This is a genomic window from Candidatus Amarolinea dominans (assembly GCF_016704685.1).
Lineage (GTDB): Bacteria > Chloroflexota > Anaerolineae > SSC4 > Amarolineaceae > Amarolinea > Amarolinea dominans.
Window position 1 is genome coordinate 190,286 of record NZ_JADIZS010000009.1, and the last position, 13,111, is coordinate 203,396.

9 protein-coding genes are annotated in these 13,111 nt (G+C 64.5%); 3 read left to right on the forward strand and 6 right to left on the reverse strand.

The genetic code is table 11. The annotated features are described in order from the left end of the window. The first annotated feature begins 1 nt into the window (after position 1). Entirely contained in the window at positions 2-394 is a 393-nt protein-coding gene (locus IPF85_RS07460) for a response regulator (RefSeq protein WP_343407442.1), read from the forward strand. Positions 395-612: 218 nt separating this feature from the next. Here IPF85_RS07460 and IPF85_RS07465 read toward each other — a convergent pair whose 3' ends face one another. From IPF85_RS07465 to IPF85_RS07480, 4 genes are all read right to left on the reverse strand, one after another. Beyond that, positions 613-3,882, reverse strand: coding sequence for a YCF48-related protein (locus IPF85_RS07465; RefSeq protein WP_343407443.1), 3,270 nt, complete (start codon positions 3,880-3,882; stop codon positions 613-615). A 304-nt stretch (positions 3,883-4,186) separates the two neighbouring features. Beyond that, the gene (locus IPF85_RS07470) at positions 4,187-4,987 is read right to left on the reverse strand and encodes a class I SAM-dependent methyltransferase (RefSeq protein ID WP_343407444.1); all 801 of its coding nucleotides are present in this window, start codon (positions 4,985-4,987) and stop codon (positions 4,187-4,189) included. 19 nt (positions 4,988-5,006) lie between these two features. Then, a complete protein-coding gene (locus IPF85_RS07475) occupies positions 5,007-6,797 on the reverse strand; it encodes a hypothetical protein (RefSeq protein WP_343407445.1) in 1,791 nt (596 codons plus the stop codon). Between the two features lie 152 nt (positions 6,798-6,949). Beyond that, on the reverse strand, positions 6,950-8,491 hold the full coding sequence (locus IPF85_RS07480; protein WP_343407446.1) for a hypothetical protein: 1,542 nt from the start codon (positions 8,489-8,491) through the stop codon (positions 6,950-6,952). 223 nt (positions 8,492-8,714) lie between these two features. Between IPF85_RS07480 and IPF85_RS07485 the strand changes: the two genes are divergently transcribed. Then, the gene (locus tag IPF85_RS07485; RefSeq protein WP_343407447.1) at positions 8,715-10,202 is read left to right on the forward strand and encodes a VWA domain-containing protein; all 1,488 of its coding nucleotides are present in this window, start codon (positions 8,715-8,717) and stop codon (positions 10,200-10,202) included. 129 nt (positions 10,203-10,331) lie between these two features. Continuing rightward, entirely contained in the window at positions 10,332-11,261 is a 930-nt protein-coding gene (locus tag IPF85_RS07490; protein ID WP_343407448.1) for a hypothetical protein, read from the forward strand. Positions 11,262-11,379: 118 nt separating this feature from the next. Here IPF85_RS07490 and IPF85_RS07495 read toward each other — a convergent pair whose 3' ends face one another. Further along, positions 11,380-11,649 carry a DNA polymerase III subunit beta gene (locus IPF85_RS07495; protein ID WP_343407449.1) on the reverse strand — a complete coding sequence of 90 codons (270 nt, stop codon included), beginning with the start codon at positions 11,647-11,649 and terminating at the stop codon, positions 11,380-11,382. Positions 11,650-11,779: 130 nt separating this feature from the next. Further along, positions 11,780-13,018 carry an ATP-binding protein gene (locus IPF85_RS07500; RefSeq protein ID WP_343407450.1) on the reverse strand — a complete coding sequence of 413 codons (1,239 nt, stop codon included), beginning with the start codon at positions 13,016-13,018 and terminating at the stop codon, positions 11,780-11,782. Between the last annotated feature and the right edge of the window lie 93 nt (positions 13,019-13,111).

Here is a 13,111-nt window from a genome sequence, read left to right on the forward strand (position 1 = left end):
CATGGCAAACATCCTGGTGATCGAAGACAACGAACAGAACCTCTACCTGACCACTTTCATTTTGGAACGGCGCGGCCATCGGGTGACTGCGGCGCGCGACGGCAGCCAGGGCATTCAACTGGCGCAAGAACTGTGCCCCGCGCTCATGCTGCTGGACATTCAACTGCCCGTGATGGACGGCTACGCGGTGGCCGAAGCGCTGCGCAGGAACCCCGCGCTGACGCACATTCCCATCGTGGCCGTCACCTCCTATGCGATGGCCGGCGACCGTGAGCGCATCCTGGCCGCGGGCTGTAACGGTTACATCGAAAAACCGATCAATCCCGAAACTTTCATGACCGAAGTCGAGTCGTTCTTGTCGGCGACAGAGATTCCCCTCGCAGGGGTGGATTGAGAGGGCAACCTCGGAGGCACACAACGCCGTCACAGGTCAACGCTGCGATGTCCATTGGCCCCTGCGAGGGTTGTTCGCCGAAAATTGGCCAACCTTGCGCAGGCCCGCCGGGTAAGGAGCGGGTGTCGGGGAGGGTGATTTCGGCTTGCCCGGCGCTGTGTGGTGCAGCCAGCCTGCGCAAGGGGAGGACGCTAGACAGGCGTCGGCTGATCCAACGATCAGCCGACGCCTGTTTTCATCATCTGACGATCACCGGGAACCAGTAGCTGCGCGGCGGTGGGAGGGGTGTGGCTGTGGGGCTGGGCGTCACCGTGGGGGTCTCGGTGGGCGTGGGTGACGGGTGGCAGCGTCGGGGTCGCCGTGATGGTCGCCGTAGGGCTAGGCGTGACCGTCGGCGTGTGGGTCGGCGTCAACGTGGGGGTGGCCGTTGGCGTCGGTGTGCGCGTGGGCGTATGGGTCGGTGTGGGGGTGTTCGTGGGCGTCGGCGTTGGCGTGGGTGGCGGCGGCGGCACCTCGTACTTGATGATCGCGCCGTTGACGCCCACCGCCCAGCCGGTCGTCGCATCCACCATGTCCAGCCACAGCAGATGATCGCTGACCGGGCTGGTCTGGCCGTTCCAGGTGGCGCCGCCGTTGTCGGTGAAGCGGATCGTGCCATCGTTGCCTACGGCCCAACCGAAGTTGGTATCGGCAAACGACACATTGTTGAGATCGGCTGTGACGCCGCTCGCCTGTGTGACCCAGCTGTCGCCGGCGTTGGTCGTGTGCATGATAACGCCGTTCGTGCCGACGATCCAGCCGGTGTAGGCATCCCTGAAGTCCACGCTGTACAGATCACCGTTGCTGCCGGGGTAGCGGCGAATCCAGCTCGCGCCGCCGTCGGCGCTAGTGACAAACGAATCGTAAAGCGTGGCCCCATAGACGGCCGTGTGCGTGCCATAGCTCAGGTCACGGATGTTGACGGCCATGTTGGCCTGAGAGAACTGCCACGTAGTGCCGCCATCGCTGGTGCGGAAGACGAAGCCCTCCTTGCCCACGGTCATGACATGGTTGTTGTCGTACCCTTCGACCACCCACAGGAATCCGGTGTGGATGTTACCGTCGCCATCTTTGACGAATTGGCGCGTCCAACTGGCGCCGCCATCCGTGGTGCGCAGCAGCGCGCCATAGCGGCCCGCCACCCAGCCGGTCTGGTCGTTCTCTGGGAATTTGACGCCCCGCAGCCAGGCCGGCGGCAGGCCCGGGTCGAGCTGTCGCGCCGGGCTGGGCACGTAGCTCCAGGTCGCGCCGCCATCCGTGGTCTTGACGATGGCGCCTTCCTCGCCCACCACGTAGGCATGGTTGGCATCCACCGCATCCACGCCCTTGAACTCGGTGACGCCGAACGGCGCGGCAATGGCCATGTCCGCGCTGCCCTGTTTGTGCAGGATGAAATGCCCGGCGCCGGCGGTCCACACCTCGTCATCGGCCGGCGCGGACAGCGCCGCGATGGCGGTGGTCACGCCCGATTCGACGGCAGTCCAGTTGGCGCCGCCGTTGGTGGTGCGACGCAACCGCCCATCCACGCCTGCGATCCAGCCGTTCTGCGCCGAGGAGAAGGCGACCGCGTTCAGATCGAAGTCGGTCAGATACAGCAGATTCCACGCTGCGCCGCCGTTGGTGGTGCGCAGCGCCACGCCGCCCTTGCCAACCACCCAACCGTTCTGCGCATCGGCGAACGCGATGCTGTTGAGGTTGACCCAGGCCGGGGCCGGATTGCTCTGGCTGGTCCAGGTGGCGCCGCCATTGCTGGTGACGATCATCGCGCCCTGGTTGCCAACGACCCAGGCGTGTTGACTGTCCAGCGCGGCCAGCGCTTGCCAGTCGGTGTTGAGCGGGCTGCTCTGCGAGGTCCACGCGCCGCCGCCGCCGTTAGTAGTGCGCAGGATCGTGTTGGCTTCGCCCACGGCCCAACCGCTGTTGACGTCGGTCATCACCAGGTCCCTGAGCCGCTGCGTGGTCGGCGTGGTCTGTCGGGTCCAGCCCTGCCCGCCGTTGCTTGTGCGCCAGATGCTGCCGTTGGCACCGGCCGCCCAACCGTTGCTGGCGTCCACAAAATCTACGGCTTCCACATCGTCGGTCGTTGGCATGCGCCCAAAGGCCCAGGTTTGCCCGTTGACGGTGCGCACTACCTGCCCGCTGTTACCCACGGCCCAGCCGGTCAGTGAATCAATGAATTCGATGTCGTTCAGGTGCGCCAGGTCGCTGCCGTACCACTGCGTGCGCCAGGTACCCTGCGGCGGGGTCGGCGTGGACGTGGGCGTGCGGGTGGGCGTTGGGGTGATGGTCGGCGTTTGCGTCGGCGTGGGGCTGGGGCCGGCCGTGGGGGTGTCGGTCGCGGTGGCGGTGGGGCCGCTGGTCGGCGTTGCGGTCACGGTGCCGGAAGGCGACGGCGTGGGGGTATTGCCGGCCGGGCCGCCGTAGCTCAGGATCTTGCCATCGTGCGTCACCGCCCAGCCGTGCCTGGCGTCCACAAAATCTACTTCCCAGACAAAGCCGGTGTCCGGCATGGCGACGCGCGTCCAGGAAGCGCCGTCGAGGGTGTGGTAGATGCGCCCGTCGCTGTCATCGCTGCCGCCGACGGCCCAGCCCTCGGACGCGTTGAGCATCTCGATGTCGTAGAAGGTGGTGTAATAGAGATCGTCGGGAAAGGTGCCGGTCAACTGCGTGGTCCAACCGTTGCCCGCGTTGTTGGTGTAGTAGATGGCGCCGTGCTGGCCTGCCACCCAGCCAGCGTTGACATCCATGAAACTCAAGCCCAGCAGATCATGCGCGGGCGCAAAGCGGCGCCCCCATGACACGCCCTGGTCGGTGGAAAAGACCAGGCTGGCGCCGTTGCCTGCGCCGTAGCAGGTGTAGCCGAAGCACTGGAATTCCCAAACGACCACGCTGCCGCCGGGGAAGAACTCAGTCCAGTAGCGGCCGCCGTCGGCCGAGCGGAATGAACTGCCATCGGTGCCGCCGGCCAGCACGATCTGGTCGGTCACGTAGTAGGCGCTGTAGAGGTAGCCGCCGTAGTCCGGGGCGACGCCGCGCACGGACCAGGTCAGCCCGCCGTCGGTGGTGCGGCTGGCCTGGCCCGTGGTGCCCACGATGAGGCAGCGCAGCGCATCCAGGCAGTCAATGCCGCCCTGCCAGCCGCTGACGGTATCAGGCAGGGTCAGGCGTTCCCAATCCACGCCGCCGTTGGTGGTCTTGAGCACATAGGGATTGCCGTTGTAGCCCCAGTCCGGGCCGCCGACGGCGTAGCCGACCTGGGTGTTGATCATTTTCAGCCCGCGCAGGGTGATGCCGGGCGGCGCCCAGTATTGAATCTGCCAGTCGCTGGTGGGCGCGCGGCCGGCCGCTTCTGGCGCTGCCTGCGTGGCGGCTGTGGAGAATCCACTGATACCCATGAGAAGGGCCAGCGCGCTAATCAGCGCCAGGGTGAGAAGGTGACGTTGTTTCATGCGGTGATGTGAGGTCCTTTGTGAATGCTGAATTCGGGCGATTTTCTGCGAAAGCGCTGATTGACAGCAATTCTGAATGTCATCCCGGGAGGTCAAGATCAACCGATCGTCGACGGTAACTGCTCAGCCAGGCAGTGAGAATGGTCTTGATAGCGCCTGGGCGCCGCCTAAGCAGTTACACGGGGAGCAAAATGAACCGTCAATGAAACACGATCTGGCCCAGATGACAGTTCGTTCAACTTTGCCGTCGCTATCCAGTGTTTCCTACTCTGGCACTTTGCACTCTGCACTTTGTACTTTGCACTCAGCGTTGCGCCTTGAGCGAAAACATCAGCGGCAGGCTGCCGTCATGATCGGGCAGGCGCCACCAGTGGTCCGGGCCTTGCACCAGGCAGGGCAGCAGTTGTTCAGTGCAGAAGGGGAATTCGTGCAGGAACTCCAGGCGCAGGCCCGCGGCCGCCAACGCAGTGACGATTTCGCCCAGGCTGTGATTCCACTCGAAGCTGCGCGTGGCGTCCAGGGGCCGATCGCTGTCCGGGCTGGCGATTTCCCAGGCCTGCGGCTCCGGCGTGGTGAAGTAGGAGTAGGCCAGGCGCAGGTCCCGCACGCGGCGGGCATCTTCGCGGAAGACGCGGCCCAGGGGATGGAATTCGGCCAGGTAGAAGAAGCCGCCGGGTTGCAGGTACGAGGCGATGATCTCGGCCCAGGCGGGCAGGTCGGGCAGCCAGCTCAGGACGCCGAACGAGCTGGTGACGATGTCGAACGCGCCTGGCAAGAGGCCCGGCAGATCGTAGAGGTCCGCGGCCAGGAAGGTGGCCGGCAGATGCAGCGTGCGGCTCAGGCCCTGCGCCGCGGCGATGGCCGTCGTGGAGAAATCCACGCCGGTGACCTGCGCGCCCCGCCGCGCCCAGCCCAGCGCGGCCAGTCCCAGGTGACATTGCAGATGCAGCAGGCGCTTGCCCGCCACCGGCCCAACCTCCGCCAGCTCCAGCGCGGTCAGACCGTCGAGGGCCTCCGCGCCTGTCGCCGGCAGGTTGGCCGCAGCCTGCCCGGCCAACTCATCCCACAGCCGACGGTTGTTTTCGGAAATACTCGACCGCGCCATCCCTGCTCCTGTGGCTTGCTCAATCTTGTCTCAAGCCCTTCCTGTCGAAAGTCCAGGTCTTGCCTTCTCTATCGGTCAGCCTGATCACATCGGTTGCCAGCCAATCCAGCGTATCGAAGATCGGCGCGGCGGATTCGATCAGCACAGTCTGACTGAAATCGGCAAGATTGACTCTGACCAGGTACGACTTGCCCGCAGTAGCTTGATCGCAAGGCGATGGCGTCAGCAGGTACGCTACCGCCCCGCTATCCGGCGCCCAGCGTAGTGCGGCCAACGGAACCGGTGCGGGGGCCTGCCAACGACCCCATTCGGCCCCGTCCGTGTCCCACAGAATCAACTCCTGATCCCGCCAGGCGGCCAATTTTGTCCCATCGGGCGAGCGAAAACCGAAGCCCAATTCCTGGATCCTCATTGTGGCGACATCCAGTCGCCAGATTGGCGGCTGCCAGAAGCCGCAGCCGTCGGGCGTGCCTTCTCTGGCGGTGGTGTAGTAGTAATAACGATTGTTGAGTGACCAGAAGAGTCCACCCAGGCCGTAGGCGCCCAATCCTCCGCAGTAGATCAATTGGCGATCTACCACCGCTGAGGCGCCATCGGCGCTGCGGACAAGGCTGAACGTTTCGTAGGCATTGGTGTTGCCAGTCTCCGTTGGCACGCAACCGTACATCATCAGGACCATCCGCCATCGTTTGTCTGGGGATTCATACGACCAGATTTCGGGCTGATCGCCAGCTTGCACTACGGCAATCGTGTTGATTTCTCCGAGGATGTCATCCAGCAGCCCGGTCACCCCGGTGTCCAGCTGCGACCGCTCGGCCGTTTGCAGCAGCCAGTGTTCGATCCCGCGGTTGGCATCGGCGCGGCATGTTCTGGCGCCGCCCAGCTCGAAGCAGGCCGAGCCGCCAAAGACTTCGATGGTTTCTGGCATCCCATAGGGCGGCTGGTTGAAGTGAATCAAGACCGCGCGGTATCCCAGGCGGTCGGGATAGGGTGCAACCAGGCCTGGCGTGAGACCGCTCAAGCGTGTGGTGAGTTCGTGCTGTTGCGCGTCGGGCAGCGGCCAGACCGGATTGGGCCGGCCGGAGAAGATGTCCAGCTCCACGTAAGTCAACGCGCCGCGCAGCGAATCGAGCGTTTGGGGCGGCAGGGCAAAGCGCAGCGACGCGCCGATCTGGCGGATGTGCGCCATGTCGGCGACCAGGATCAGGGTGCGGCTGTGCTCATAGGCCCTGGGATACTGCACGAACAACAATGCCTCGCCATCCGGCTGTTGCTGGTCTTCCGAAGGCAGAATCAGGCAGGCCGGCTGCCCAGCCACCTGCAGAGGTTCGACACGCGGCTGACTGCCGGTGCGCGGGTTGGGATCGCGCTTCACCCACTCCGCACACACCGCTTCGGCGGTCTCCGCGACCATGTGCGCGGCGCTCAGGCCGAAAAAGCCGTCTTCCCCGCGGAAAAGCGCGATATCGTCAGAGGCGGCCGGGCGCCAGTGCGCGGGATAGGTCAAGGTGATGCTCAGCTCCGTGCTGGCGTAGATCTGCCACGTGGACGGCGGCTGCTCGTTCGCTGCACTGCCCTGGGCGGGCGCTCCTGCCGCAATGATCGGCGTGACCCTGGGGTTCGACGCGAACGGGTCTGGCGCAATCACCGGTGGGGTCGGCGCGGCCTGGCATGAGAGCAGCAGCAGCGCCAGCGCAAGGCTCAGCAGCCCCTGCGGCCCACGCCGTCGGGGTAACTGCTGGGTCTGCCTGGAATTCAGACAGGATTCACAGGATTGCGGAATCATCTCGTGCCGAAGTTTGCACACCACAGAGCAAGAATCCTGTACATCCTGTTCATCCTGTCCAAATCGGCCTGCAGGGTGAGCAGTTACCCGTCGGGTCGGATTGCCCGCGGGCGATGGGGAGATCTTGTTGGAGAATTTGCCCTGCAGCAGCGCAAATTGCCGTATGTCCATTTCGTTTACTCCTGTCGTAACCGTGCGCGCACCGCGTCGTCGAAGGGATTTTGCCCGGCTTGCGCCGCGGCCAGCCAGGCGCGGTGGGTCGTTGCCAGCGCGTCGCGGCCGGCGAACGCTTGACCGCCCAGCCAGGTCAAGAACGCCTGTAGGTCTTGCGCGGTTCCCGGCCAATGGCCCTGGCTGGCCCGGGCCAGGGCGCGGCCGTCGAAGGCCAGCGGCGAGGCCCGCTGCTCGATGGCGCGGTCGCAATAGGGCAGGGCCAGGTCGGGCTGGTTGTCGAGCGCAAAGGCCCAACAGAGCGCAGCCAGGCCGCGGGCGTCGTCGGGCTGCTGCGCCAGCAGGGCGTTGAAATCGGCCTGCCACTGCGCCGGGCGATCGAGGCGCACGTAGGCCAGCCCGCGATTGAGCAGGGCTGCGCCGCTGGCGGGCGTCAGGGCCAGGGTTTGGGAGTAGAAGGCAATGGCCGCGGGCAGATCAGCCGGGCGGCTGCGCTGATTGACATAACCGGACAGAAACGCCAGGGTGGCGGCCGCCTCGTGTTCGCTCGGCGCCTGCGCCGCGGCCTGGTTGAAGGCAGAATTGGCCTGATCCCACGCGTCCTGCTGGCTGGACAGGAGTCCCAGGGTCAGCAGGGCCAGGCTGCGCACCTCGTTGGGGCGGCCGGCGTGGATGGGAAAGGAGAGGGACGCGGGCGCGGCCAGCAGGGAATCGAGAAGCGAGGCGGTCGGCGCCGCGTCCGCGGTCAGGATGACATAATGAACGGGCTGCAGATCGTCAGGAAAACCGGTTTCGGCGTCGGTGAAGTTGTCGCGACGCCAGAGGAGGAGGCTGGCCCGGCTGCGGGTGCGGGCATCGGCGGCCGCGGTCAGGTCAGGCACGGCCGCGGGCCACTCGATCAGCTCGGTGACGGCCCCTTGCCGCGCCGCGTGCAGTTCGCGCTGCAGGCCGGCCTGGACTTGAAGCGAGGCCTGGGCGCCTGCGGCCGGCCGCGTGAAATCTACCCGCGACGCCAGCAGAATCAGCGCCTGGCCGGGGCGGGGCGTGGGAAAGGCGCGGCTGCCGGGCTGCGGCCGTGCAACCAGGACGCCCGCCAGGGCCAGGATGAGCAGGCCGATCAGCGCCAGCGCCAGGCGGGCGATCAGAACAGGGCGCGGCGTCGCGGCCGGGGTTGGAGTGGCTGTTTTCACGGGCAGGGCGGGCGGGGCGGCTTCGGCGGCCGGCGCGGGGGCCGGTTCCACAGGCGCGGGCGCGAGCGGGGAGGGTTGCAGGTTGGCCGGGGCAGCGGGGGCGGTCAGGCTGGGGACCGGCAGGGCGGCGATGGGAGCAAAGCCGGCGGCCAGCAGGAGCGTGTCGGTCTCCGCGGGCGACAGGCGCAGTTTGGCTGCGCCGGCCAGCACATCTTCGCGATGGCGCGGTCGTTCGCTCAGGCCTTCCTTCCAGCGGAAGATGGTCTGCCGACGCACACCGATGGCGCGCGCCATTTCGCTGTCGCTGACGCCGGTGCGCACCATATATTGTGTCAGAAGTTCGGCAAATGTGGTCATGGGTTCGATGGTACGCCAAATGGTACACAACTGGCTCTTGAAGTGTGCAGGGCCGGCCCTATAATCACTCGTAGAACGGCCCGGCGAAGCCAATTATACCCGAAAGCCAACGTCTCGATGAAATCTGAAACCGGGCCGGGAGAGCGGGCGTCTTGCCCGCCAGGTTCCTGGACGCTGGCGCCCCCCACGGGTGGTTCTGCAGCGCAAGAAAGGAGTGAGCACCATGTTTACGAAGAAATTTCTGTTGGTTGGTTCGTTGTTGATGGGCGTGATCCTGCTGTTGAGTTCATGCGGGGGATCGGTGCCGGACAGCTCGAAGTCGCGCAGCCGTGATGTGATTCAGTCGGGCGGTATTGCGCCGGCCGAGGAGCTGCGTGTGGCGGAGTATCTCAATTACTATGAGCAGCACTTTGCGGCGCCGGTCAACACGGCGCTGGGACTCGACCTGCGCCTGGGCAATGGCCGCTTGCCGGCCGAGGGCGGCGAGGCCTGGCTGCAGGTGGGCATTCAGGCGCGCAGCGAGGCCAACGAGGCCATTGCGCCGCTCAACCTGGCGCTGGTGATTGACTGCAGCGGCTCGATGAGCGCGGCCGAGAAGATGCCGTATGTCAAAGAATCGCTGCGGGTCTTCTTGCGCAGTCTGGCGTCCAACGATCGGGTTGCCATCGTGACCTACAGTGACCGCGCCGAGCTGCTCGTTTCCCCGCAGCAGGTGGGCGACGGCGCCTGGATCGAGAGCGCGGTGGAGCGCCTGACCACGAACGGCAATACGAACCTGCATGCGGGCATGATGTTGGGCTTGCAGGTGGTGGAGGCGAACTTCGATGTCCGCCGCAACAACCGGGTCATCCTGCTGACCGACGGCATCGCCAACAACGGTGTGACCGATTCCGGTCAGATTGCCGCGGATGCGCGGGCTTTCAACGACCGCGGTATCTACCTCTCTACGATTGGCCTGGGCCACGATTTCAACGATGCGCTGCTCAGCCAGTTGGCCCGCCAGGGCAAGGGCGGCTATCACTTCATTGATTCGGCCGCGGAAATGGACAAGGTCTTTCGCGAGGAAGCGGCCGGTCTGATGCAGAAGGTGGCCGAGGCGGTCTCGGTTCTCCTGCAGCCGCAGGCCGGGGTGCGGGTGGTCAGCGTGACGGGCTTCGACGGCACGCCGCCGGCCGGGCCGCTGAACGTGCAGTTGCATGATATGGGAACGGGCGACAGCCAGGTGGTGATGGTGCGCCTGGAAGTGACGCCTGGCCGCCGGGGCGGCCGGCCGCTGCTGGATGTGACGCTGCGCTATCGCGATCTGTTTGCGCAGAAGGATGAATCGCTGGATGGACAGGCCACGGTAGACGCGGGTTACATCACCGGCTATGACCCTCTGTGGGACCTGGAAGTGCTGCGCAACGTCACCATTCAACGCACGGCCGAGGGGCTGCGGGAGATTGCCCGCCTGTACCAGGCGCGGCGCTACGAGGAGGCCTGGGACCTGGCCTTTCGCCTGGAGCAGGCGCTGCGCCATGTCGCCAGCCTGACCGGCGAGGCGCAGATGATGCAGGACGCCGATCTGATGCGCACTTACCAGGAGACCCTGGCGCGTTGGGTGCAGCAGGAGACGGGCCGCCTGCCGGAATCATCCGCGCCGGAGCGCCCGTCACGCGGCCGTGAGGCGACGCCTCTGCCCGACGAGGCGCCGACCATCGAGATTCGCTGAGGGAGCCAGTAACGCAAGCCTCCGGCTTGCACCGTGGGCGCACCGGTGAAGGGTGTATTCTTGCAGTCGAATTGGCGGGCAGGCGCCAGGTCTGCCCGCTGCCTCGATGAAAGATGCAGGGAGGAGATCATGACAACGTGGTGCAAGAGGAATCTGCCGATGATGCGGATGCGGTGCTGGATCGCGGCTGTCATCGTGGCCGCGGGGCTGTGTACACCGTTGTTGCTGGTTGCCTGTTCGACACCCAGTTCACCTTTGACGGCATCGTTGGAATTGGAAGGTCGGCCGGCCCTGGGCAAGCCTTTTGCGCTACGGCTGAAAATGCGCACCTTGATGGCCCTCACCGATGTGAAGTGGTGGTTTTATGTGCCGGCCGGCATGGATCTGCTCGACGCATCTCGCGAACCGTCAATTGACATGGAGCCGGGTCGAACCTACGTTATCACCGCCACTGCACGGATTGTAGAGAACGGGTATCATGTCGTGGAAGCTATGGGTTGGAAGGAGACTCTTGTTAGATCGTATTACGCTCGTAGTGAGAAGATTTATATGCTGGTGGAAGGCGAAGACATCTGGCTCAGCCATAGCCCACCGCCTAATCACTGGAACCTCGCAAATCCAAACGTATCAGTCGTACAGTTCCAACCGGAACTGGTTCAGAACCGGTTGTATTTGTCAGGCGCCCTGGCCTTGAACCAACCGGTGACCCTGGTCTATGAAGTAACGCCGTTGGTAGACCTTCAGCTTGCCACGGTAGGGCTTACAGTCCCGACTGGCGGTCTGGAATCAGGTGAGCCGTGCGTAGAAGCGGAGGATGCTGCTCTGGCGGCAGTCTTCGAATTCTCTAGTCATGAGGATGGCGTGTATCGCTGGTTTGGTCCCATGAAACGCCAGCAGACCTACTCGTTTTATGTGACCCTGATAGCAACGGCCGCTGGGGAAGGCGGCGTGCGAGCGGTTGTATCGGAAACCGGATCGGTTGGCTCTGTATCACGGCTCGCCATCGGAACAAGCCAATCCCTGGACCTGAGTCTATACTCACCGTCGTTGGCACGCTGAGCGAGGGGCGCCGCAACTCGCATTGGTGGTTTGGGCAATGTACTTCCCACTTGGTCACACACGCGGCCTCTGCCCGACCAGGCGCCGACAATGATCTCTTCACGTAATTCGTTTGGTGTCACAGTAGGATCTTGCCTCTACGCTCGACAAGGCGGGTAAAGGGAGTCGCTGGAGTGAGGGGCACCAAGTCAAGAGGAATCCTGAGTTCCTCTTCCAAACGCGCCCCCAGTTCGTACAGTTTCCAGCCGGTGACCCCATCGCATGCCAGGTCCAGATCCCGGGCTTGCTGCGGCTTCAAGAGGGCGCTCCCGAAGAGAATCAACCGGGTTGCACCATAGGCCTTCGCCAGTGCTACTGCCCTATCCAAATGTGCCTGATTGACGGCCATGGTTCCCTTCCAAAGATAAAAAGAAAAAACCGAGACGATCGTTACTGAGACCAATCATGCCACAGTATGAAGCACCTGTCAAGGATACAACATTCTGTAGCTGCACCCTTCTGCGGGCGCCTTGCATCGCCTATGATGACAGCAGCCATTCGGCCAGGGACCGGACTGCGAGGGTCAGGCCGTCTGCCTCGATCGGCGCTGCGTTGGTGTCGGTCAGGATCAGCCCGGTCGTCAGGTTCAGGCTGCGCAGCGCGGCGGTCAGGCCACGCAGCTCGCGCTCGCGCGTGGCCGGCTGCCCCAGGTTCTGGCTGACCTGGATCAGCTCGCCGGTCTGCGGCAGGTAGAAGTCCACCTCGTAGCCGCCCGGCGACGCGTAGTAGTAGACCTCCGCTGTTCGCCGCCGCAGCGCCAGGAAAACCAGGTTCTCCAGCAGCTTCCCCGTGTTGGGCGAGAAGGAGAAGCCCACGGCGCTCGCCAGGCCGGTGTCAATCGCGTAGACCTTCTTGGGCGCGACCTGCTGGCGCTTGACCGAGAAGTCGTAGACATTGGCCGTGAAGATGAGCCAACTGTTTTCCAGGTATTCGACATAATTCTTAACGGTGTTGACGCTGCCGAGCCGAAGCTGCTCCTTGAGCTTGTTGAACGACACCAGGCCCGCCGGGTTGCTCATCAGGGTGTAGGCTAACTCCTTGAGCGCGCGCACATCTTCGATGCGGTGACGCGTCGCGATGTCCCGGTAGAGCACATCGTCGTAGAGCGTGCGCGCCAGCGGCAGCTCGGGGTACTTGAGCGGCTCCGGGATGCCGCCCAGGCGCAGGTACTCGCCCAGGTAGCCCTGCAGCCGGCCGGTGTCCGCCGTGGTCAGGCGCGCCAGGTCGGGTATGGCGTAACCCCGGAAGCGCAGGAACTCGCTGAAGGAAAAGGGAAACAGCTCCACCGGCACATAACGCCCGGTCAGGCGACTGCCCAACTCGCGGCTGAGCAGCGAAGCGTTCGAGCCGGTGATGTAGAACTTCAGTCCCTGCTCCATGAAGCGGCGTACAAAGTGCTCCCAGCCGGGCACGTTCTGGATCTCGTCTATCACGAAGATGCCGCGCTCGCCGAACAGCTCGACCAACAGCCCGTACAGGTCGTTGGCGTCCTCGGCTCCGAAGCCCAGGAAGCGCTCATCCTCGAAGTTGATGTAGTAGAACCTGTCCTCGCCCAGGCGGTGGGCCAACTGCGCCAGCAGGGTTGACTTGCCGGCCCGCCGCAGCCCAGAGATGATGACCGCATGCGGCAGCGGCGCCGCGCGCTCAAGTTCGCCTAACTGCACCCGTTCGATGCCGACGTCGCGGCGCCAGAAGGCATGGAACTGTTCCAGCAGCATGGCCCGAACCTGGTCCCTGGACCACCTGGTTATCCAATGATTGTCATTCATACTGCAATCATACACCCAAATGTTTTCATTGTCAATGAAATC